The sequence below is a fragment of the Endozoicomonas sp. G2_1 genome (assembly GCF_017744155.1).
Lineage (GTDB): Bacteria > Pseudomonadota > Gammaproteobacteria > Enterobacterales > Alteromonadaceae > JAGHQT01.
Window position 1 is genome coordinate 95,413 of sequence record NZ_JAGHQT010000007.1, and the last position, 22,698, is coordinate 118,110.

Consider the following 22,698-nt stretch of genomic DNA (forward strand, 5'->3'; position numbering starts at 1 on the left):
GAATAGTGCTGTTTATTGTTGTACTTGCTAGTTAATTGGAAAATCTTTTGCCGCTATCATCAAATACCGACTATCGTTGGCTCGGCCAATATCAGAGCCAACTGCATCAGCAATGGCAGCAGCAGCGTTTACCTCATGCCCTGATTTTTGCTGGTGTTAGTGGCGTCGGTAAGAGTGCGCTCGCCAGCTGGCTAACTCAATTGCTCGGTTGCCAGCAACCAGCTGATGGCCGAGCTTGTCGGCAATGTAAGCATTGTCAGCTAAATGTCAGTAACACCTATCCAGATCACAAGCACCTAACACCTGATGGACAAGTAATTGGAGTTGATGATATTCGACAGCTCACAGACTTTGTTCAGAAGAGGGCGCAACTCGGTCACTTTAAAACAGTACAAATTGATTGTGCTGATAAAATGACTGTTGCCGCGAGCAATGCCTTGCTGAAAACATTGGAAGAGCCAAGCCCAAATACTGTGATTGTGCTACTAACAAATGATATGGCAAAGTTGTTACCGACTATTGTCAGTCGTTGCCAAGTGATTTCGATTAGGCCACCCAGTGGTCAGGCATTAGCTAATTTGTACAACGCCGAGCAGCAAGACAGCTTTGTTAACTTGTCGCAACTGCCAGAGCTCATTGACCCTGATGTCATGCAAGAGTACCACGATTTTTGTCAATTGTTGGTTGACTATCTTCAAGGTCGCGGATCTTATCAGCAGCTCAGCGAACTATTGGTGAACCACCAACACGGTTTGCGCTGGTTAGAAAAGTATTTGGCTTATTCGGTGCGCCGTTCGGTAAAAAGCACAAGCGCTAATGCTCAGCAGTACAATAATACTTCAGCCGAGCTTGTTGAATTACCAAGCCAAGCTCAACAAATACAATCTGCGTTTGAATTGCTATTAAAATGCCAAGGCCAAATAAAACACTTGGTGCAAGTCAACAAGCGCTATATCATAGACAAGTTATTAATCGAATTAAAAAATCTCTTGGCTGTGGCTTAATACTAATTAGTACCAATAAATGCCAAATAATACGTAAATGTGTAAATTATGGAAAAATTCAGCTTAGAATTTGTCAGTGATCGAGACTTGTATCAGTCTTATATGCCGTTTTTAAAACACGGCGGTATTTTCATTCGCACCCCTGAACAATACGAATTGGGCACTGAATGTGCGGTTGATATTATGTTGCCAGACTCGCTGGAGCCATCAACGGTTGAAGGCAAAGTGTGCTGGTTGACGCCACTTGGCGCGCAAAACGGTACACCAGCTGGAGTCGGTATTAGTTTTTTGAAAGATCCTGATAATATTCGCAACCAAATCGAAAAATCGATAGCTCGGTTTTTAAATTCCTCAGAACCAACATTAACCATGTAATGCGACTTGCCTGCACCAAATAAGCTCAAGACAAGCCAATAGTGCCAGTAAGTTATTTAACCTTTGCTGCACCATAGATACAGACTTTACCACGAGAATAGAATTTTGTTTATTGACTCCCATTGCCACTTAGATCGCCTCAAGTTAGAAGACTTTGGCGACAACCTTGATAACGTATTAACCAATGCAAAAGCGGCTAAGGTCAGTGAGTTACTTTGTGTTTCAGTCACGCTGAAAGATTTTCCAGATATGGTGGCAAGTACTCAACATTTTGACAATGTTTGGTACTCATGTGGTGTACATCCACTTAATCAAGAAGATATGGTTGATAGCCAAGAGCTTGAACGATTGGCACAAACTAAGCGCGTTATTGCCGTTGGTGAAACTGGCTTAGATTACTTCTACGCGCCAGAAACGCGTCAGGTCCAACAAGATGCCTTTCGCAAGCATATTCAAGTGGCGAAAAAATTAGCCAAACCACTGATTATTCATACTAGAGATGCTCGTGAAGATACCCTTGCCATTATGCGAGAAGAGGGCGCCGAACAAGTCGGCGGTATTCTACACTGCTTTACTGAAAGTCTTGAAATGGCACAAGCTGCAATGGAAATGGGATTTTATATCTCGTTTTCTGGCATTGTCACCTTTAAAAATGCCAGTGAGCTGCGCGATGTTGCCAAGCAAGTGCCAGATGATCGCTTATTGATTGAAACCGATTCGCCATACCTTGCTCCTGTACCACATCGAGGAAAGCAAAACCAACCGGCTTATGTCGCTGATGTCGCAAGATTTCTTGCCAGTGTCCGCGGTCAATCGGTTGAACAAATCGCTGAAATCACCTCAAACAACTTCAGACGCTTGTTTCCTGAAACTGCAAGGTAACCTTCCAGATATAGATAGATGTCCAGCTTGACGAGTATCAGTAAAGTTGGCATTTTTTGTGAGCATATGCGCTCCTTGCCATCTGACATACACGGAAGTATTAATGCCTTGGGAGCCACGGATGGCGTTAAAGGCCATGCACCGCGCTATTGCCGACATGGACGTCGGTACATAAAGGTTTGCAGGAGCATAAACCTCGTGCCGACATGGACGTCGGTACTTAGACTTTGTCTGGAACAATAAGTCTGACCGTTCTTTCATGAACATAAAAAAGGCCCGAAACAGAGACTGCTTCGGGCTCAGGGGAATGGCTCATTGGCATGAGCCGTGCGCTATTTAACTGTTTACAAAATTACCCGTTAAGTACGAGATATTAGCGAGCACTGAATAATTTATTTGTACAGTTTTTGAACGATAAGATAAGTGTAGTGCAGCTTCTTTAAAAAGCGAATTTTATTCGCTAAATTCAGCGAGTTTTTGTCTGACAATGTGATGGTAATTTTCAATGATTTGTTTTTCCTGATAATTTTAGTGCTAAGATAATTCCAGTGTCATTTTTAGTGAGCTCGTCGTGTTAAACCTCATTTGGTTAAGCTTCTTTTTCGTCGCCTTTATTGCTTGTTTATTTCAGTGGCTAGTACTCGGACAAGCGGATATTTTTGAGCAAGTTGTCAGTAGTATTTTTACCATGGCCAAGGTCACGGTTGACATTGCCATCGGTCTGATTGGCATTTTGTGTTTTTGGCTTGGCATGATGCGAATAGCTGAACAAGCTGGTGTGGTTGGGGCATTGGCTAGGTTTATTTCGCCGCTTTTTACTAAATTGATGCCTGATGTTCCAAAAGGCCATCCTGCAATGGGCTCAATGACAATGAATTTGTCGGCCAATTTTTTAGGCTTGGATAACGCGGCGACACCACTTGGCCTAAAAGCAATGCAAGATCTACAATCGCTTAATCCCAGCAAAGATACCGCGACTAATGCACAAATTTTGTTTTTGGTACTTAACACCTCGTCGGTAACCTTGTTTCCGATTGCTGTTTTTGTTTATCGAGCGCAGCAAGGGGCAGCAGAGCCAACCGATATTTTTCTACCCATCTTATTAGCAACCTTTGCGTCGACTATGGCGGGCTTGTGCGCGGTGGCGGTTGTCCAGCGGATAAACTTGTTGAATCGCGTTGTGATGCTCTATCTCGGCGCAGCTATGGCGTTAATTGGTGGCTTGTTAGTTTATTTTACTCAGCTAAGCGCTCAGGCGTTGGCGGAGCAATCTTCGTTCTTGGGCAACTTTCTTATCTTAACCGTGCTGGTTGGTTTTTTAGTGGCGGGTGTTCGTGCAAAAATCGATGTTTACCAAAGCTTTATCGAAGGAGCTAAGCAAGGTTTTGAGGTTAGTATTAAGTTGATACCTTACTTGTTGGCGATGTTGTGCGCCATTGGCGTGTTAAGAGCCAGCGGCGCTTTAGACGGGATTGTCGACATTATTCGCCAATTAGTGGTCTGGCTTGGTTTTGACTCACGCTTTGTTGATGCACTGCCAACGGCTTTTATCAAGCCGTTAAGCGGCTCAGGTTCTCGGGCGATGATGATTGAAACCATGAATACCTATGGTGCAGATTCTTTTGCTGGTCGTTTGGCCTCAGTGATGCAAGGCTCGACCGAAACGACTTTCTATGTATTGGCGGTATACTTTGGCTCTATCGGTATAAAATATACTCGCCACGCCATTAGCTGCGGTTTAATTGCCGACTTTGCTGGTATGTTTGCGGCAATTGTCGTTTGCTATTGGTTCTTCGGTTAATAGGGCATTCTTCAGCAGTTTCGCTGTTCAGTGCAACTGCTGATCTCCTCCTTGGATTAATATATTTACAAGATTGATTACGACTATAGTCTAAAATTGTCGACAATTTGCCTGTGCTCGCTTGATCTTACTCCTGATTTGTTTATTATCATTGCAAGTTTTTAAGATTGTCGACAATTTATGGCGTTTAATAATCCAACGAGACAACAACCGATTACCACCGCAGATAAAGTATTTGAACAAATACAGTTTGCCATTGTTGAAGGCGAGATAGCGCCGGGTAGCAAGATTAGCGAACCCGAGTTAGCTAAGCGTTTTCAAGTGAGCCGCTCAACCTTGCGAGAGGCACTTAACAGATTAGAGAAATGTCATTTAATTGAACGCAAAGCCAATGTTGGCTCTCGCGTTGTTGAATGTACGGTTAAGAGCTTGATTGAAATCTACTTAGTGCGCGAAGCTCTCGAAGGCATGGCGTGTCGTTTAGCGGCGCAAAATATGACCGAAGACGAAATCGAGCAAATGAAAGCCATGCTCAACAAACACGCCAGTGCCAAAGCGTTGCAAGATGGCGTTGCCTATTACCAAGAAGAAGGCGATTTAGACTTTCACTACAAAGTTATTCTAGGCAGCCACAATCAAGAACTTATCAATATTCTCTGTGGTCAGCTTTACCACGTTATCCGCATGTATCGCTGCCAATTTGGTATGAATAGCCCGCGAGCTAGCAAAGCGTTTGACGAGCATGCCCGTATTGTTGAAGCCATTGCTGAGCGCGATGGTGAATTGGCAGAAATTTTAATGCGTCGCCATATTGCCGCGTCGCGCAAAAATATCGAAAGCAAAATTGCTGTTAATTTGACTGCCAATCAAGTTGGCAATAATGAATAAGTACCTTATTTAACACTTTATCTATCGAGGAACACAGTATGTCAGAACGTTTATCGCCAGGCGCTAAATTTCGTTTAGCCCTCCAAAATAACAAGCCGTTACAGGTGGTTGGTACGATCAACGCCTACTGTGCAATGATGGCAGAGCAGCTTGGTCACCAAGCTATTTACTTATCCGGTGGTGGTGTTGCCAATGCTTCATACGGTCTACCTGATTTGGGCATGACATCGTTAAATGATGTTGTCGCCGATGTTCAGCGTATTACCTCTGCATCGAGTCTGCCATTGTTGGTTGATATTGATACTGGTTGGGGTGGAGCATTTAATATTGCTAAAACCATTAAAGACATGGAAAAAGTGGGTGCTGCTGCGGTTCACTTGGAAGATCAAGTAGCACAAAAGCGCTGTGGTCACCGACCAAACAAAGAAATAGTATCGACAGAGGAAATGGTTGATCGCATTAAAGCGGCAGTAGATGCGCGCACCGATAAAGATTTTTTCATTATGGCGCGTACTGATGCCTTTGCTCAAGAAGGGCTAGAAAAAGCAATAGAACGAGCTAAAGCTTACGTTGCCGCTGGTGCTGACGGTATTTTTGCTGAAGCAGTGAAAACAGAAGAGCACTATCGCGCGTTTTCAGAAGCGTTAGATGTCCCAATTTTGGCCAATATCACTGAATTTGGTCAAACTGAGCTTTGGAATAAAGAGCAGCTAGGCGAATGGGGCGCAGCCATGGTGCTTTATCCTTTATCAGCCTTTAGAGCAATGAATAAAGCGGCAGAACTGGTTTATAAAACTCTACTTGCCGACGGTGACCAAAAAGCGGTCTTAGATACCATGCAAACGCGTATGGAGCTATACGACTACCTCGGCTACCACGATTACGAGCAAAAGCTAGATAGTTTGTTTGCCCAAGGCAAGAACAAATAGCCTAAAAAGAATTACAACAAAAGAATTACAACAGGATATTAGGAGATAAGTGATGGTAGATAAGAAATTAGGCGGCGCTGGATTACGCGGTCAAAGTGCTGGTGAAACTAAGTTGTGTACAGTGGGTAAATCTGGCTCTGGTTTAACCTATTGCGGTTACGATGTGTCTGATTTGGCCGATAACGCTACTTTCGAAGAAGTTGCATACTTGCTGTTTAACGGTGAGCTGCCAACAGTGAGTGAACTCGCTGATTACAAAGCTGAGTTGAAGGCTCAGCGCGACTTACCACAAGCGTTAAAAGAAGTGCTGCAGCGCATTCCTGCCGATGCTCACCCAATGGATGTTATGCGTACGGGTTGTTCCTTTTTGGGCAATATTGAGCCTGAAGTGGATTTTTCAGAGCAAAACAAAGCGGCAAACCGCTTACTGGCAGCGTTTCCGGCGATTATGTGTTATTGGTATCGCTACAGCCACGAAGGTGTAGAAATTGATTGTACAACCGATGAAGATTCTATTGGCGGCCATTTCTTGAAGCTATTACGCGGTGAAACACCGTCAGATCAGCATCGCAAAGTGATGGATGTTTCGTTAATTCTATACGCTGAGCACGAATTTAACGCCTCTACCTTTACTGCCCGTGTTTGTGCCTCAACGCTATCGGACATGTTCTCTTGTATCACGGGCGCTATTGGCTCGTTACGCGGTCCACTTCACGGCGGTGCCAATGAAGCGGCAATGGATATGATCCAAAAGTTTAGCTCGCCAGAAGATGCCAAAGTGCAAATGGCAGGCATGTTAGAGCGCAAAGAGAAAATCATGGGCTTTGGACATGCCATTTACCGCGAGTCGGATCCGCGCAATGTTATTATCAAAGCATGGTCTGAAAAGCTGGCTGCTGAATTTGGTGATACCTCTTTGTACGATATTTCTGTGGCGTGTGAAGAGTTTATGTGGGATACCAAAAAGCTATTTTGTAATGCAGACTTTTTCCACGCCTCTGCTTATCACTTTATGGGCATTCCAACTAAGTTGTTTACGCCAATTTTCGTTTGCTCGCGTCTAACCGGGTGGGCGGCACACGTAATGGAGCAGCGTGACAACAACCGGATTATTCGTCCAAGTGCTGATTACACCGGGGCAGAGCCTCGAAAAGTCGCGCCAATTGCCGAGCGATAAATCGGTTAACGAGAATTAGTAGCCGTGCTCAGCTGCTAGTTCTCGCCATTCGTAAAACATTGTCCATTAGGGCTCTTTCTTCGGTTTTTTTTACAGGTTGTTATTGTCATTAAGTTGCTTGATAACCTCTGTTATTGTCCACAAGGACCACATGATGAACTACCAACATCGAAAGCCATTACCCGATTACAAGGTTAATGGTGTCAACGTAGATTTTTTTGATACCCGCGCAGCAGTAGAGGCCATTAGCCCAGGTGCTTATGCCAAATTACCGTACACTTCTCGCGTGCTTGCTGAACAACTGGTGCGTCGCTGTGCACCTGAAGCGTTAACTGACTCACTAAAGCAGATTATTGGCAACAAGAGAGATTTAGATTTTCCATGGTATCCGGCTCGTGTTGTTTGTCACGATATTCTTGGACAAACCGCTTTGGTTGATTTGGCGGGTCTGAGGGATGCCATCGCTGAGCAAGGCGGAGATCCGGCTAAAGTGAACCCAGTTGTGCCAACACAGCTGATTGTTGATCACTCGTTAGCAGTTGAACACGGCGGCTTTGACCCAGAAGCTTTTGATAAAAACCGAGCAATTGAAGAGCGCCGTAATGAAGATCGTTTTCACTTTATCGAGTGGACTAAAACCGCGTTTAAAAATGTTGATGTTATCCCAGCGGGTAACGGCATCATGCATCAAATCAACCTTGAGAAAATGTCACCGGTTATTCAACTGCGCGACGGGGTGGCGTTTCCCGATACCTGTGTTGGTACCGACAGCCACACGCCCCATGTTGATGCCTTAGGTGTTATTGCCATTGGTGTTGGTGGTTTAGAAGCAGAAACGGTAATGCTTGGCAGACCGTCAATGATGCGCTTACCCGACATTGTCGGCGTTAAGTTAACGGGCAAAAGACAACCGGGTATTACCGCCACTGACATCGTCTTAGCAATCACTGAGTTTTTGCGTAAAGAGCGCGTTGTCTCGAGTTACTTGGAGTTTTTCGGCGATGGCGCTGCTGATTTAACCATAGGTGATAGAGCAACCATTGCTAATATGACGCCGGAATACGGCGCCTCTGCCGGCATGTTTTACATCGACCAACAAACCATAGAGTATTTGAAGATTACCGGTCGTGAGCCAGAGCAAATTGAATTAGTAGAAAAATACGCGAAACACACTGGACTTTGGGCAGACGATTTAACTGAAGCAGAGTACGAGCGCGTATTAGAGTTTGATTTATCAAGCGTTGGCCGCAATATGGCGGGCCCTTCTAATCCACATCGCCGATTGCCGACAAGTGCACTATCAGACCAAGGCTTTGTTAAATCACCGGAAAGTCAAACCAGTGACAGCGATGATGGTCAAATGCCTGACGGCGCAGTGATCATTGCTGCGATTACTAGTTGTACTAATACCTCGAATCCGCGCAACGTGGTTGCAGCCGGTTTATTGGCACGCAAAGCTAATGAACTTGGTTTAGTGCGCAAGCCTTGGGTGAAAAGCTCATTTGCCCCAGGCTCTAAAGTCGCCAAGTTGTATTTAGAAGAGTCAGGCTTATTACCAGAACTAGAAAAATTGGGCTTTGGTATTGTCGCTTATGCTTGTACCACTTGTAATGGTATGAGTGGTGCGCTCGACCCTGTGATTCAGCAAGAAATCATCGACCGAGATTTATACGCAACCGCTGTTTTATCGGGCAACCGAAATTTTGACGGCCGTATTCATCCCTATGCTAAGCAAGCGTTTTTAGCATCGCCGCCTTTAGTGGTTGCCTACGCTATTGCTGGTACCATGCGGTTTGATATTGAACAAGACGTGCTTGGTCAAGACAGCGCTGGCAATGATATTCGTTTGAGTGATTTATGGCCAAGCGACGAAGAGATTGACGCGATTGTTAACGAGTTTGTTAAACCGGAGCAATTTAAGAAAATATATACGCCAATGTTCGATTTAGGCGCGTTTGAACCAGCGAAAAGCCCGTTATATGACTGGCGAGCACAAAGCACCTATATTCGCAGACCGCCATATTGGGAGGGAGCTTTAGCTGGCGAGCGCACCATGAAAGCAATGCGGCCATTAGCGGTATTAGGCGATAATATCACCACTGATCACTTATCTCCGTCAAATGCGATTTTGCGCAATAGCGCGGCAGGAGATTACCTCGATAAGATGGGATTACCTGAAGAAGATTTTAACTCTTATGCGACCCACCGAGGTGACCACTTAACCGCACAGCGTGCAACCTTTGCCAACCCTAAGTTGCTTAACGAAATGTGCCGTGACGAAAACGGTAAGGTTAAACAAGGCTCTTTGGCCCGCATTGAACCTGAAGGTCGTGAAAGTCGAATGTGGGAAGCTATTGAAACCTACATGAACCGCAGCCAACCTTTGATTATTATCGCGGGTGCTGATTACGGTCAAGGCTCATCGAGAGATTGGGCAGCCAAAGGGGTTAGACTTGCCGGTGTTGAAGTGATTGTTGCCGAAGGTTTCGAGCGTATTCACCGCACCAATTTAGTCGGTATGGGCGTATTGCCTTTGCAGTTTATCAATGACGACACTCGCCATAGCTATGCTATTGACGGTAGCGAAACCTATGATGTTGTTGGCGAGCCAGCACCAGGAGGCACTATGCAAGTAGTGATGACCCGTCGAAATGGTGAACAAGTCACGTTTACCGTTAAGTGTCGACTAGATACCGCAGAAGAAGTGTCAGTATACAAGGCTGGCGGCGTATTGCAGAAATTCGCCCAAGACTTTCTAGAATCGGCACATTAATAATCTATATGAGTTGCGCCCAGACAACTATTTCGGAGTGAAACTATGTCAGCAAAGCAAGCTATACAAGCTAAGCAAATTAAAGTACCTGCAACTTACATGCGGGGCGGCACCAGTAAAGGCGTGTTTTTTAATCTAACCGACTTGCCAAAGGCCGCTCAAGTACCAGGTCAAGCCAGAGACAGCTTACTATTGCGAGTGATTGGTAGTCCTGACCCATACGGCAAACAAATTGACGGTATGGGCGGGGCAACCTCTAGTACCAGCAAAACAGTGATACTGTCAAAAAGCGAGCAAGCTGATCACGATGTTGATTACTTATTTGGTCAGGTTTCAATCGATAAAGCTTTTGTCGACTGGAGTGGCAACTGTGGCAATTTATCTGCCGCTGTTGGCGCTTTCGCCATTCATTGTGGCATAGTTGCGCCTGAGCGGGTGCCAGAAAATGGCGTGGCCGAAATACGCATTTGGCAGGCTAACATCAATAAGACCATTATCGCTCAAGTGCCCATCAGCGATGGTGAAGTCCAAGAGCTCGGTGACTTTGAACTCGATGGCGTCACCTTTCCAGCAGCGGAAATTCAAGTGGAATTTGTCGACCCAGCTGATGGCGACGGTGATATGTTCCCGACCGGCAACTTAGTTGATGAATTAACCGTACCGACCGACATTATTGCCAGTGGCTCATTGCCTGCCACTATGATTAACGCCGGTATTCCGACCATTTTTGTTAATGCGCAAGATATTGGTTATACCGGCACCGAGCTACAAGACGCCATCAATAATGATGCTGAGGCCTTGGCAAAATTTGAACGTTTGCGGGCATATGGCGCTTTAAAAATGGGCTTAATTAATGACTTATCTGAAGCGGCCACGCGGCAACACACACCTAAAATAGCGTTTGTCGCACCGGCGCAAAGCTATCAATCATCAAGCGGTAGAGAAGTGAGTGCGACAGATGTTGATGTGTTAGTGCGAGCATTGTCTATGGGTAAACTCCACCACGCCATGATGGGCACCGCGGCAGTAGCAATAGCAACCGCTGCAGCAATACCCGGTACACTTGTTGCGAGTGCTGCAGGCAACAATGATAGCAGTGGTGATAGCACCAGTGTTTGTTTTGGCCATCCTTCTGGCACCTTGCGGGTTGGCGCTCAAGCGAGCCAATTAGCGGGCAAGTGGCACGCTGAAAAAGCAATCATGAGCCGCAGCGCGCGAATTATCATGGAGGGCTGGGTTAGAGTGCCCGAGTAATAACTAAATAAACCTCAATTTAATTGTGAGTTTCAGAGGTTTTTGTGCTTTAGACGAAAAATATAAAAAAATGTGTTTTCTCAGGTGAGTTGTTAGAGTAAATACGTTATATTGGCCAACTTTGTCAATTTCTGCGCTAGCAAATTGGCAAAGACAAAGTACAAAAAATTGGAAACAAGTTTAAATTGAGGTTTAATTTGAAACATTTGTTAAATTTTAAAGGACGAATCCTGGTCGTTGCGATTAGCTTACTCGCCTTATCTATGGTCACATTGGCTGTGATCGCCTATCAACAATTATCTAGTCTTACTAAACAAAACGTTAACGAGTACTCCGTTCAACGTTTGTCGAGCAATGCTGACAAAGTACAGAGTTATATCGCCAACATCGAAAAAGAAGTCGCGGGCTCAGCAGAGCTTTTTTCTGTTCGTCTATCGGAACAAGAAATCATTGCTCGCTTGAAAATACTGGCTAACGTCTCAGAAGCGTCGACCTTTATTATTGGCTTTGAAAATGGTTCTGCGTACAGCAGTAGCAAAGGTAAATATAACGCCGGTCAATATGACCCACGTGGCCGCGGCTGGTATCAACAAGCAAAAAACGCTCGTGATATTATCATTTCAGACTTATACGTCGGGGCGACGTCTGGCAAAGTGATGGTCACTATCGCTAAGCCATTTTATCACGGTCAAACATTTGCCGGCGTGCTCTCTGCAGACGTTCATTTAAATGCCTTAGACCCATTTGTAAAAGCAGCAACATTTAGTGGCGCCATTGCCGCATTGTATGACGACACTGGTTTAACTATTTCTTCTACGGGTGAAGTAGATGTGCCGGGTGAATCTCGTTTATCTGACTTTGAACAACTGGCTGAGTTAGAACGCGTGATGTTGGCAACTGGCACGGGATTATTTGAGTTTGAACTTTTGGGTAAAAGTAAAATTGCTTATTATCAAAAAGTGCAATTAAACCAACATAACCACTGGTACATGCTAGTAGCGGTCGACACTGCTGAAGTTTACCGCGTTATTGATGAATCGCTTGTTCAATCTGTTATCACTACCTTAGTGATGATAGTGTTATCGACTATTGCCATATACTTCGCCATTTCTTTTGCTTATCGTCCAGTTATTGAGCTTAAAAACACGGTCAGCGATCTCGCCAGTGGCCATGCCGATTTAACCAAGCGTTTACAGGTTTATCGCACAGATGATTTAGGGATAATTTCATCTGACATTAATACCTTTATCGGTAATCTACAAAATATGATGCTTGAAGTGGCTAGTGTTACAGGACAATTGGCTACAAGTGTTAACGAATTGCAAAATATTAACCAGACCAGCAATCAGGTTTTAGACAGTCACAGAAGTGAAACGGTACAAGTTGCTGCTGCACTTGACGAAATGAGCGCTACTTCTAATGATGTTGCTCGTAATACCGCCGAAGCGGTAGATTTTACTAGCCAAACAAACAGCCAAGCGGAGCAATCTAAACAAGCTGTCACTGACGCAATTCAAAACGTCACTGAGTTGGTTGGTAAGGTTGAGCAATCATCCGCTCACGTAAATTTGATGGGTGATGAAATATCCAACATTACCGCTGTGCTTAGAGTGATTGGCGATATTGCCGAACAAACTAACTTGTTGGCGTTAAATGCTGCGATTGAAGCTGCACGTGCTGGCGAGCAAGGACGAGGCTTTGCCGTTGTTGCTGATGAAGTTAGAGCGTTAGCCTCGAGAACTCAAGAAAGCACCAGTGAAATTCACAATACCATTAACCGTTTAACAACCAGTTCGCAAAACGTAATTAAAGGTATTGAAGACACTCGTAATAGCTGTGAAGAAGCAGCACAGCAAACCAATGGTGTTGTCGGTAGCCTAGATCAAATTGTCAATTCCGTCGCTGATATTAACGACTTGAACTTGCAAATTGCCACCGCTGCAGAGCAACAGCACTCAGTTTCTGAAGAAGTTAATCGCAATATGATTAAAATCAGTGATATGGTTGAACACGTGGTGCAAAATGGTCGCGAAGTTAATCATGCCGCAGAAGCTTTGGCACAAGCCAACGATAAACTTACTGCTATTGTCCACCAATTTCGCTTGAACTAACCTGCAGCGATTATTAATCGCTGGGTTAGCAGTGCATTAATCGTTACAATAAACGCTTGTTGTTTTATTGTAATGATTAATGCCTGATAACACCTCCTCAAGCTCGATGAATACTACTGACCAGAGTCGCGATAATACTAAACGACGGGTTTGCCAACATTGCCTCAAACCTGAAAAAGCCTGTATTTGTCGATTTTTCACTGATATCGACAACGAAATGCCAGTTGTCATACTGCAGCACCCAACTGAAGTAAAACAAAGTAAAGCGTCGGTGCCTTTGTTATCCGGCTCGTTGAAACATTCAACTGTTATCGTCGGTGAAAACTTTGATCAAAGTGCGCAATTTAACGATATTTTGCAGACATACGGCGATAAAGTGCGCTTGTTATATCCGGGCGAGTCGGCAACAATAATTGATGAAAATTATCGCAAGCATCTTGATGGTGAAGATTTAACTGAGTATTGTTTAGTTTTGCTAGATGGTACGTGGAAAAAGGTTTATCGCATGTTTATGCTATCGACTTGTTTACGTGAACTGTCTATGGTGGCATTGCCACAGGGCTTTGTCAGTCAATATCAAATACGAAAAACCCGCAAAGACAATGCGTTTTCAACGTTAGAAGCTTGTGGCTATGCACTGAGTTTACTTGAAGGCTCGAGTGAAAAATATCAGCCGCTGTTAGCGAGCTTTGCCGATTTTAATCAATTTCATCAACGCTTTGTGCCAACGCACAAATAGCGGTTTGATAAAAATAGCGCCAAGCGGCATTCGTTAAACCACATTTAGCGTTATTTAAACTTACTCAACCCATGGGATTTATGATGTTATCTCTACCATCAACAGGGTCTTTCAGACCAATTAGGTTCGCGCTAAGCGCTGCTGTTTTAAGCACGGCAATGAGCACGAGCCTAGTTCATCACAACGCTTACGCAGCCTCAGATACTAAATCAGATACTAGACAAGTAACAACAACGCCAATAACGGCAAAACTCGCTAAGAATAATAAACGAGAAGACCGAGAGCCTGAGGCGGCAACTGGCAGACAAGCCAAAACGGCCGTATTAGGTAGAGAGTATATGGTGGCAGCGGCTAATCCTTATGCTAGCCAAGCCGGTTACAATATTTTGCAGCGCGGTGGCAGTGCTATCGATGCCGCCATTGCTGTGCAGTTGGTACTGACCCTAGTTGAGCCTCAGTCTTCCGGTATTGGCGGTGGCGCCTTTATCTTGCACTGGGACCAACAAAAGCAAAAATTGACCTCCTTTGATGGCCGTGAAACCGCCCCTCAAAAGGTCACAGATAAGCTCTTTTTAGATCAAAATGGCAAAGCCATTCCATGGATAAAAGCCGTTGTTGGCGGTCGCTCAGTAGGTGTCCCGGGCGTATTGGCGGGCCTAAAAATGGCTCATGATCAACACGGCAATCTACCTTGGTCTGAATTGTTTGCCGATGCCATTGAATTAGCTGAGCAAGGCTTTATTGTCTCACCGCGGATGGCGAAATTAGTCGCGCTAAAGTTTAACCCTGGTGTCGCGCAATTGGCACCGTTAAAAGATTACTTATTTCCGCAAGGCGAGCCAATTCAGGCGGGAACCTTGTTAAAAAATCCTCAATTGGCCAAGGTTTATCGCAGCCTTGCCAAAGATGGTATCAAACCTTTTTATCAGGGCTGGATCGCCAAGCGCATGGTTGATGCCGTCGCTAAAAGCGCGGTTGCACCGGGCTTGCTGAGTCTATCTGATTTGGCCAATTACCAACCGGTTGAACGGCCGGCCTTATGTGGTGATTACCGCCAGTATCGCGTCTGTGGTATGGCACCGCCAAGCTCGGGTGGCGTTGCTGTTATTCAAATACTAAAGCAGCTTGAAAAGTTCACCATGAGTGATTACGCGCCAAATAGCTTAATGGCGGCTCACTTATTTAGTCAAAGCTCTCGCTTAGCGTTTGCTGACCGTGCCCGTTATCTCGCCGATAGTGACTTTGTCTCAGTGCCAAGCCAAGGCTTGATCGCCCATGACTACACCCAAATGCGCAGCCAATTAATTAACCGCAGCCGAGATATGGGACAAGCCACTGCAGGTCAACCCGATACTGCATTGGCATACGCCGATGAACAAAATTACGACTTACCGTCAACGAGTCATGTCTCAATTGTCGACGGCGAGGGCAATGCTATTTCCATGACCACTAGCATTGAAATGGCATTTGGTTCGGCTGTGATGGTTGAAGGTTTTATTTTAAATAACCAATTAACTGACTTTGCGCTGGCACCAACGCGAGATGGCAAACCAGTGGCTAACCGCATTGAGCCAAATAAACGGCCGAGAAGCTCAATGGCGCCAACCATGGTTTTTAATCGCGACGGCTCTTTGAAGTTAGTGGTTGGCGCGCCAGGTGGTAGCCGCATTATTAATTACGTTGCTCAAACCGTTATCGGTGTCCTAGATTGGCAACTAGATGCACAAGAAGCGATTAATTTGCCCAAAGTGACCAATAGAAATCGCTATACAACACTTGAAAAAGGTACCTCGATTGCGACGCTTGAACCTGAACTAGTTGCCATGGGTCACAAAGTGCAGGTGAGAGACTTAAACAGCGGTTTACACGCGATAGAAGTGCGTAACCTCAGCAATAACGCATCTGGGCAAAAAGCAAACGACAAAGCTAATGCCAATAAAGCTAATATGTTATTGATTGGCGGCGCTGATCCAAGACGTGAAGGGCAAGTGTTAGCCCAGTAACTTCAGTGTTAGAAAAGTAAGCTAATGCTGATAAACAAAGCCACCATACATGTATTTGGTGGCTTCCGCGCCAAGCACTAAAACTTTATCACCTTTGGATAAACGCTCGGATTTTATCAATCGATCTAAACTGACCCAAATAGCGGCGGAGCCTAAATTACCGAGGTGTTTTGCATCATTGATAATGCGCGTCGCAGGTACGCCGAGCTGTTCGCTTAGTAAAGTATCGAGATGACCATTGACTTGATGCGGCAAAATATAAGCAAAGTCATCAAGCTGATAACCGCGTGTGAGAATGGCTCTTAATCCCATAACAAATAGCTGCTCACCACTTTCTCTAACATTAATGACTTGATGGTCAAAATATGGCAGACCTTGCTGGCAATAGACGGCATTACTGCCACCTTGTGGCATTGAAAAACCAGGCATTTTACCAACGCCAATTTGACCGGTGTAAATATCACTAATCACGCCACTTTGGTCGAAATCTTTTGGCTCCACAGTTTTCAAAATAACCGAGCCGGCACCATCGCCCATTTGCATAAAATTAACTAGTTGTTTGGTGTCGATAAATTCACTCGATAAATCAAAGTAGACTGAGCCAACTTCACTACCCATAATCGCAACATGCTGGCAAGTTTGACTCGACAACATGGCTGACGCTATTTGCAAGCTATTGGCAAAGCCAGTGCAGGCTTGTCTGAGTTCCATATAAGGCGCGTGATAGTTTAGTTGCTCTGCCACCCATGCGATATTGGGCGGCAGCAATGTTGCTGGGCTTGTGGTGTGGCCAATTAAATAGCCGATGTCGTCAACGGTTAAGTTGGCTGCTGATAACGCTTGAGTGATTGCCTTATAGCCTATGTCAGTACTACTTGGCTGTGCTTGGCTGATGGCACTGGTTAATGAGCGGCTTAAATAACGCTGCTCAATCCCTAAACGTTTACTGATAATCGTAGCTTTACGGGCTAAGCCCGAAGACGTTTGTTGTTTTAGCGCTTGAATTAGCTCGTGATTGTTAATCGGATTATTGGGCAAGACATGACTAGCGCTGACCAGCTTTACTGAATAGGTAGCAAAAGTTGCTTGAGGCAGATCAGCAAGGGCATCGAGCTGTTGTTGGTAAGGTTTGGTCATTTCAATATTCTCGCAAATAACTGCTGGCTGTCGACACCAAGGGTTTCAAATGCTGTTTTTTCACTGCTCAGTAAATTAACTAACTCGCGCTTAATCATTTGGGCTTCGGCTAAAATCGTTTTGTTGTCACCGCCAAGCAGTCGAACATATTGGCTAGAAATTTTAACGTGCCTAGCTTCGTCTTTCTGAATGTGTTGAAACAGCTGTGAAATAACGTGCTGTGGACCAAGTGCGCTCGCTGCCATTGCCGACATAATAATGGTGACGCAGGCGTCTAAATGGCGAATACGGGCAAAGTGTTCTTGTTTACTCTTGGTTTGATTTAAGCGACAGAAAAACAATTGAGCTCGGCGAGTAATTCGAGACAGACCTTCTGGAGTTGGCAACTGAGCAAATACTTGTTGTAGCGCTAAGTCGTGAAATTGTTCGTCAGCTTCAATCTCTGCCAGTTGCTGGTATATACCTGTTTCGCTATCGGCTTGGCATTGTTCAAGGGTTTGATTAAACACCAATTGGGCCGATTGTTCTCCACACATTAGCAGTGGCAGTAACCTTGCCAGTGCATTTGCTTGCTCTGAACTTAAAGTGACGGCTAAATCTGTTTGTTGGAATTGTTGTTGCCACGATTCAAACCAACGGCTAGTGGTAACCGTCGCATTAGCGATTAGTTTTCCAGTAAAGCAGCGGTATGGTTTATCTGTCATCGCAATTGCCTTTCACTTTGATTACCTTTTACCTTCACTGCTTTTGACCTTAATGCTCAGCAGTCCCGCTTTCTTTAACAAAAGCGGTAGTAACAATAAATCGGCGATAAGGGCAGCAACAATACTCAGTAAAACGAGCGTGCTAAGGTCAGAGATTGGTTTGAAATTAGCGACAAGGCCGACGCTTAAACCCAGAAGTATCATTATGCTGGAGGCGACAATAGCTGGTCCAGCAAGGTTGAGCAAGGCTGAAATAGAATTGGCAAAGCGGCGTTTGTGAATCAGATGCAAACTATCATCGACAATAATGCCCATAATCATGCCCATCACTAAGGCGCTTCCCAATGTGATATCACCGCCAATTAAGCTCCACAAACCATAAACAAGGGCAATGGGTAAGCTGTTGCACAGACAGGCTATCATCGCAATTTTGACTGATTTTTCTACTAAACCAATGATTATTGAGATTGCGAAAAGGGCGAAAACCAGCGAAAAAAACATGTTTTTGGTATTGTTTTCAACCAGGGTTGCAAAGGTTAAATCTGGGCTGGTGACTCTGTCTAGGTTTAAGTCTAATGTTAATCCTAAGTCTAACGTTAATCCTAGCGCTAGGCTTGAATCTTGATGCGCATTTGCTTGGTTAAACCATTGATTAATGCTTTGTTCACTGGCGAGTAGTGTTTTGCTGTCGAGTTTTGGCAACAATATTTGCAATCTTGCTTGCTGTAAATTAGGCGCAAACCAATGGCTAAAATAGGGTTGGTTTTGCCACTTTGAACCAAGCGTTGAAGATAATTCAAGGCTATCAACTAATGCAGGGTTATCAAGTAGGCGATTGAGTGGTGTGATTAAACTTGCTTGATGCTCAGATGCTAACCAGCTTTTAAAGGCGGCCAATACAGCTAAGTCTGAGCGGTTAGCCAAGTTTGATTGTGAAGTGGTTAGCTGATAATTGAGTACGCTGACACCGGCGAGCTCTTTTTCTGCAACTGCTGTTCCTTGGCTAAAAGGGTGGTCTTTAGCGAAGTAATCCAAAGGTTTATCGTTAATATTGAATTGACTCAAGCCAGCGATGGCAACCACACTTATCAGGAAAATAGCTAACATAACTAAAGTGCCTCGCTTTTCGAGTATAATAGCGAGGTTTTTGAGTGCGCCCGATAATGCCGTCTGGCAGCGGTTTTCTTTATTTTCAGCTGCCATTTTTAATAGCCAATTAGGTAAGTAGATAAGGCATATTACTAAGTTGGCTAACATGGCAAAGGCGATAGTGATGCCGATATTTTGAATCGGAGGCGACGGACTCGACAATAACATAGCAAAGCCAAATGCGGTACTGAGCATGCTCATTATTAATGGTCGCTTGTTAGCGGCAAGTGCCAAAAATAGCGCATTTTTTTGGTTACTAAAATCGGTAATTTCGTTGTTTACGTGTGATTTTAAAGGTTGCTGAAATGCGATAACTAAATGCAAATTTGCCGCAATTGATAGCGTAATAATAATCACTGGAGTGAATGCGTTAATCGCGGTAATTTGGCCGCTGATTAATCCGGATACACTCAATAGCCCGGTCATGCCAAAGCCAATAAGACAAGAAACTAGGCCAGCGCCAATAAGGACAAGGCTGGTACTAAACTGGCCGAGCACTGTTCGCAGCACAATTAAAAATAGCAATATCACGCCAGGAATAAACATTATCAATTCGGCTCTAACAACATCGATATAAGCATGATTAAGGGCAACTGGGCCAGTGTAGTGCCATGATATTTGAGCGTTTTGATTGTCGGCGAACGCTTGGTTGTGGCTTTGTATCAATTGATTGAGCACAGTGGAAAGCTTTGTCACTTCCGACAGTAGTGCGTTAGCGTTACTTTTATCAATGTTAATATTGAGCTCGATAACGCCAACCGTTGCCGACCTGCCAATTAACCAGCGGTAATTAGGTTGATTTTTTGTATGGGTAACTCGACTTTGATGGTCGGGAAATTCCGCGTTGAAGTCTTGCCAAACTTCGTCATTTTGACTTATTTCGCTGTAACCGTAGTTTAGTATTGGTGAGTAAAAACTGCGTTTGATAGCGATAGTGCTTTGTGCTTGTAGCCAGTCATCGAGTGATTGGTAAAGTGCTAAACTTTGATTGTTAAACAACTGTTTATTGCTAATTAATATCAACAAGTTATCGGTAACTTGATAGGTTTGTTCAAAATATTTTGCGTTTTTGACTAGTGCGTCATTGTCATCAAAATAAGCGTGGTAATGGCTGCTGGTGGTTAACTGGGTAAGGCCAAACAAAGACAATAGTGCAACGATCACGGCAAATAACTTTACGACATTGAGTTTATGCGGTAGAACAGATGTTGAGCTATGGTTTAGTGTCATAGTGGCAATAAAGCGTTAAGCGATTACACCAAATGACCTTGTGAAACAAAGGCTACTTTCAAAACTTGTTATAACTATTTTTTTACTTACCTAATAAAAGTAACTGAAAATGTTGAATAAGTTTTGTTGTTTTTAAGGTCTAGCAATAGGAACTTACAATTTATAGGAAAACTTATGCGTAAATATGCTCAACTTATCCCAGTGTTATTTGCACTGTTTTTAACAGCTTGTGCAACTGTACCTTCAACACCTGTATTAACACTTGATGGCGCTGCTATTGGTGGTTACGACGTGGTTGCGTACCATACCGATGACAAAGCGGTTAAAGGTAGTGACCAATTTAGTTCAATTTACAACGAATCTGTTTGGCACTTTGCTTCAGCTGAAAACAAAGCAAAATTTGACGCTGACCCAGTAAAATATGCACCACAATACGGCGGTTACTGTGCTTATGGTTTAGCGCAAGGTCGTATTATCGACTCTGATCCTGAAGCATTCAGTGTAATTGATGGCAAGCTCTACCTTAACTACAACCAAAGCGTACAAAACATTTGGTTGAAAGACACATCGACTTATATTCCAAATGCTGATTTAGGTTGGGAAAAGGCGAAAGCAAAAGCTGCTGAGAAAAAATAACGTTAACTCAGCTTAGCCAAAGACAAGCTTAGTAAAATAAAAAATCCACCCATGCGGTGGATTTTTTATGTTCAAGGATGAACGGTCAGGTTTTTTGTTCCAGACAAAACCTAAGTACTGACACCCTTGTCAGCAATAGCGCGGTGACAGGATGTCAAGGAGCGCATATGTTCGAAGTTTAAGGCTCTTGCAGAACATAGCAACTATTAATTTCACAGTTTAAAAAGGGTCTTTGAGAATCTTTTCGATCAACCAGTCACCGCCTTTTTGTACCATGTAAATCCGTTTTACATCTTTGACAATACTGTCTTGATATTTACCTTCAAAATACAAGGTGATTTTAGCCTCGTCTTTAAACTGTTCGCGTACCTTAACACCGCTGTCATCTGGGGTGACGACTACACTGTCGTATGACATATTAAATAAGTGGCGGCCGACCGCTTCAGGAGAGCGATAGTGAAGGACAATACGAGCAAGTTGTGGGCTACAGACCTTAGCGGCTTTATTGACATCTTTTTCGTTGTAAAGTGCTTCAAAGAAGGCAACGGCAACTTTTTCAGGGTCATCACCTTGCGGTATTTCTCCGTCTTTTTGACAACCGAACAATAAAACAATAAGTGAAAGGGAAAATAATTTAATCAGTGCTTTCATAAAAAAATGTAAAATTAAAATTTGGTTTTAATCTTACAACAATTATCTCGCTTGCCAAGGGCAGAGCGTTCAATACAATAAAAAAGGCGCTAAATAAATTAGCGCCTTTACTGATCGTGTTTGCAATAGCTGAAACTATTGAACGAGTTCTTTGTCGCTGAAGCTATCGCCAAATAGTGGGCTTGTTAAGTAACGCTCGGCAGAGCTAGGCAGAATAACAACAACGTTTTTGTCTGCATTCTCTGGCTTCTCAGCTAAACGCTTGGCAGCGACAACCGCAGCACCAGAAGAAATACCTGCTAAGATACCTTCTTCTTTCATTAGGCGGTGTGCCATTTCCATCGCTTCTTCATTGGTCACGTGTTCAACAGCATCAATAAGATCAACGTCTAAGTTGCCAGGAATAAAGCCAGCACCGATACCTTGAATTTTGTGAGGGCCCGGCTTTAATTCTTGACCAGAAAGTTTTTGGCTGATTACCGGCGAGTCTGCTGGTTCTACCGCTACTGTGGTAATTGCTTTACCTTGTGTGTTTTTAAGGTAACGGCTAACACCTGTGATAGTACCGCCAGTACCGACACCTGCAACGTAAATATCGATGTTGCCATCCATATCGTTCCAAATCTCTGGGCCAGTTGTTTCTTCGTGAATACGCGGGTTAGCTGGGTTGTCAAATTGACCTAATAACACGTATTTTTCAGGATCTGAATCTTTAATCTCTTGTGCTTTATCAATCGCACCTTTCATACCTTTAGCGCCGTCGGTAAGTTCAAGCTTAGCACCTAATGCACTTAACAGCTTACGACGCTCTAAACTCATGGTGTTTGGCATAGTTAAGGTAATGCCATAACCGCGGGCAGCAGCAACAAACGCTAACGCAATACCTGTGTTACCACTGGTTGGCTCGACGATTTCTTTACCTTCTGTAAGCAGACCACGCTCTTCAGCGTCCCAAATCATACTCGCACCGATACGACATTTTACGCTGAAGCTTGGGTTGCGCGCTTCTACTTTCGCGTACACGTTACCGCCGGTTACGCGGTTAAGTTTAACCATTGGCGTGCGGCCGATAGCGGTTGAGTTATCTTGAAAAACGTTAGACATAACAAAATCCTGTGGCTTATTTATTATTAACTCAATAAGATTAGCGAGTTATAACGGAAAAAGAAGTGATATTATTATATCTTATATAGCAAAATGGAATGAAAGAATACTAGTTTGATTGTCAAAGCTAGTTGGCAATAGCGCCGTTTGA

Annotated in this window: 18 protein-coding genes; 13 read left to right on the plus strand and 5 right to left on the minus strand. The window is 44.1% G+C overall.

The window, feature by feature from the left end; translation table 11 throughout:
* Positions 1-47 precede the first annotated feature (47 nt).
* From holB to ggt, 12 genes are all read left to right on the plus strand, one after another.
* The gene (holB, locus tag J7384_RS10455; RefSeq protein ID WP_209113760.1) at positions 48-1,004 is read left to right on the plus strand and encodes a DNA polymerase III subunit delta'; all 957 of its coding nucleotides are present in this window, start codon (positions 48-50) and stop codon (positions 1,002-1,004) included.
* 48 nt (positions 1,005-1,052) lie between these two features.
* Complete coding sequence (locus tag J7384_RS10460) at positions 1,053-1,379, plus strand: PilZ domain-containing protein (protein ID WP_209113762.1); 327 nt, start codon at positions 1,053-1,055, stop codon at positions 1,377-1,379.
* Positions 1,380-1,484: 105 nt separating this feature from the next.
* Entirely contained in the window at positions 1,485-2,261 is a 777-nt protein-coding gene (locus J7384_RS10465; RefSeq protein WP_209113764.1) for a YchF/TatD family DNA exonuclease, read from the plus strand.
* Between the two features lie 571 nt (positions 2,262-2,832).
* Positions 2,833-4,062, plus strand: a complete 1,230-nt coding sequence (locus tag J7384_RS10470) for a spore maturation protein (protein WP_209113766.1) — start codon at positions 2,833-2,835, stop codon at positions 4,060-4,062.
* Between the two features lie 180 nt (positions 4,063-4,242).
* Positions 4,243-4,950 carry a GntR family transcriptional regulator gene (locus tag J7384_RS10475; protein WP_209113768.1) on the plus strand — a complete coding sequence of 236 codons (708 nt, stop codon included), beginning with the start codon at positions 4,243-4,245 and terminating at the stop codon, positions 4,948-4,950.
* Positions 4,951-4,988: 38 nt separating this feature from the next.
* Positions 4,989-5,879, plus strand: coding sequence for a methylisocitrate lyase (gene prpB / locus J7384_RS10480; protein WP_209113770.1), 891 nt, complete (start codon positions 4,989-4,991; stop codon positions 5,877-5,879).
* Positions 5,880-5,928: 49 nt separating this feature from the next.
* Entirely contained in the window at positions 5,929-7,056 is a 1,128-nt protein-coding gene (gene prpC / locus J7384_RS10485; protein ID WP_348523863.1) for a 2-methylcitrate synthase, read from the plus strand.
* 154 nt (positions 7,057-7,210) lie between these two features.
* Positions 7,211-9,829 (plus strand): Fe/S-dependent 2-methylisocitrate dehydratase AcnD, encoded by a 2,619-nt coding sequence (acnD, locus tag J7384_RS10490; protein WP_209113917.1) that lies wholly within the window; start codon positions 7,211-7,213, stop codon positions 9,827-9,829.
* A gap of 45 nt (positions 9,830-9,874) precedes the next feature.
* Positions 9,875-11,083: a 2-methylaconitate cis-trans isomerase PrpF gene (gene prpF / locus J7384_RS10495; RefSeq protein WP_209113774.1), complete on the plus strand. Its 1,209-nt coding sequence runs from the start codon at positions 9,875-9,877 to the stop codon at positions 11,081-11,083.
* Between the two features lie 197 nt (positions 11,084-11,280).
* A complete protein-coding gene (locus tag J7384_RS10500) occupies positions 11,281-13,194 on the plus strand; it encodes a methyl-accepting chemotaxis protein (RefSeq protein WP_209113776.1) in 1,914 nt (637 codons plus the stop codon).
* A 79-nt stretch (positions 13,195-13,273) separates the two neighbouring features.
* Positions 13,274-13,933 (plus strand): tRNA-uridine aminocarboxypropyltransferase, encoded by a 660-nt coding sequence (locus tag J7384_RS10505; RefSeq protein ID WP_209113778.1) that lies wholly within the window; start codon positions 13,274-13,276, stop codon positions 13,931-13,933.
* Positions 13,934-14,091: 158 nt separating this feature from the next.
* Entirely contained in the window at positions 14,092-15,936 is a 1,845-nt protein-coding gene (ggt, locus tag J7384_RS10510; protein ID WP_209113779.1) for a gamma-glutamyltransferase, read from the plus strand.
* 21 nt (positions 15,937-15,957) lie between these two features.
* Here the strand turns inward: ggt and J7384_RS10515 are convergent, their stop codons facing one another.
* Genes J7384_RS10515 through J7384_RS10525 form a run of 3 tightly spaced genes read right to left on the minus strand, consistent with a single transcriptional unit; the run spans position 15,958 to position 20,156 of the window.
* Positions 15,958-17,073: a 3-oxoacyl-ACP synthase III family protein gene (locus tag J7384_RS10515; RefSeq protein WP_209113781.1), complete on the minus strand. Its 1,116-nt coding sequence runs from the start codon at positions 17,071-17,073 to the stop codon at positions 15,958-15,960.
* On the minus strand, positions 17,070-17,777 hold the full coding sequence (locus J7384_RS10520) for a hypothetical protein (RefSeq protein WP_209113783.1): 708 nt from the start codon (positions 17,775-17,777) through the stop codon (positions 17,070-17,072). Before J7384_RS10520 ends, J7384_RS10515 begins: the two co-directional genes overlap by 4 nt.
* A 21-nt stretch (positions 17,778-17,798) precedes the next feature.
* Positions 17,799-20,156: an MMPL family transporter gene (locus J7384_RS10525; RefSeq protein WP_209113785.1), complete on the minus strand. Its 2,358-nt coding sequence runs from the start codon at positions 20,154-20,156 to the stop codon at positions 17,799-17,801.
* A 174-nt stretch (positions 20,157-20,330) separates the two neighbouring features.
* Between J7384_RS10525 and J7384_RS10530 the strand changes: the two genes are divergently transcribed.
* Complete coding sequence (locus tag J7384_RS10530) at positions 20,331-20,792, plus strand: YHS domain-containing (seleno)protein (RefSeq protein WP_209113787.1); 462 nt, start codon at positions 20,331-20,333, stop codon at positions 20,790-20,792.
* A 219-nt stretch (positions 20,793-21,011) separates the two neighbouring features.
* Here the strand turns inward: J7384_RS10530 and J7384_RS10535 are convergent, their stop codons facing one another.
* Together J7384_RS10535 and cysK are read right to left on the minus strand one after the other, a co-directional pair.
* A complete protein-coding gene (locus J7384_RS10535) occupies positions 21,012-21,443 on the minus strand; it encodes a hypothetical protein (RefSeq protein WP_209113789.1) in 432 nt (143 codons plus the stop codon).
* A 135-nt stretch (positions 21,444-21,578) separates the two neighbouring features.
* On the minus strand, positions 21,579-22,547 hold the full coding sequence (gene cysK / locus J7384_RS10540; RefSeq protein ID WP_209113791.1) for a cysteine synthase A: 969 nt from the start codon (positions 22,545-22,547) through the stop codon (positions 21,579-21,581).
* Positions 22,548-22,698: the final 151 nt, after the last annotated feature.

Coding starts and splice junctions, on each gene's coding strand:
- acnD (WP_209113917.1), top strand. CDS start 7,211: ATGAACTACCAACATCGAAAGCCATTACCCGATTACAAGGTTAATGGT.
- J7384_RS10530 (WP_209113787.1), top strand. CDS start 20,331: ATGCGTAAATATGCTCAACTTATCCCAGTGTTATTTGCACTGTTTTTA.
- J7384_RS10505 (WP_209113778.1), top strand. CDS start 13,274: ATGCCTGATAACACCTCCTCAAGCTCGATGAATACTACTGACCAGAGT.
- ggt (WP_209113779.1), top strand. CDS start 14,092: ATGAGCACGAGCCTAGTTCATCACAACGCTTACGCAGCCTCAGATACT.
- J7384_RS10515 (WP_209113781.1), bottom strand. CDS start 17,073: ATGACCAAACCTTACCAACAACAGCTCGATGCCCTTGCTGATCTGCCT.
- cysK (WP_209113791.1), bottom strand. CDS start 22,547: ATGTCTAACGTTTTTCAAGATAACTCAACCGCTATCGGCCGCACGCCA.
- prpF (WP_209113774.1), top strand. CDS start 9,875: ATGTCAGCAAAGCAAGCTATACAAGCTAAGCAAATTAAAGTACCTGCA.
- J7384_RS10535 (WP_209113789.1), bottom strand. CDS start 21,443: ATGAAAGCACTGATTAAATTATTTTCCCTTTCACTTATTGTTTTATTG.
- J7384_RS10525 (WP_209113785.1), bottom strand. CDS start 20,156: ATGACACTAAACCATAGCTCAACATCTGTTCTACCGCATAAACTCAAT.
- J7384_RS10520 (WP_209113783.1), bottom strand. CDS start 17,777: ATGACAGATAAACCATACCGCTGCTTTACTGGAAAACTAATCGCTAAT.
- prpB (WP_209113770.1), top strand. CDS start 4,989: ATGTCAGAACGTTTATCGCCAGGCGCTAAATTTCGTTTAGCCCTCCAA.
- J7384_RS10460 (WP_209113762.1), top strand. CDS start 1,053: ATGGAAAAATTCAGCTTAGAATTTGTCAGTGATCGAGACTTGTATCAG.
- J7384_RS10475 (WP_209113768.1), top strand. CDS start 4,243: ATGGCGTTTAATAATCCAACGAGACAACAACCGATTACCACCGCAGAT.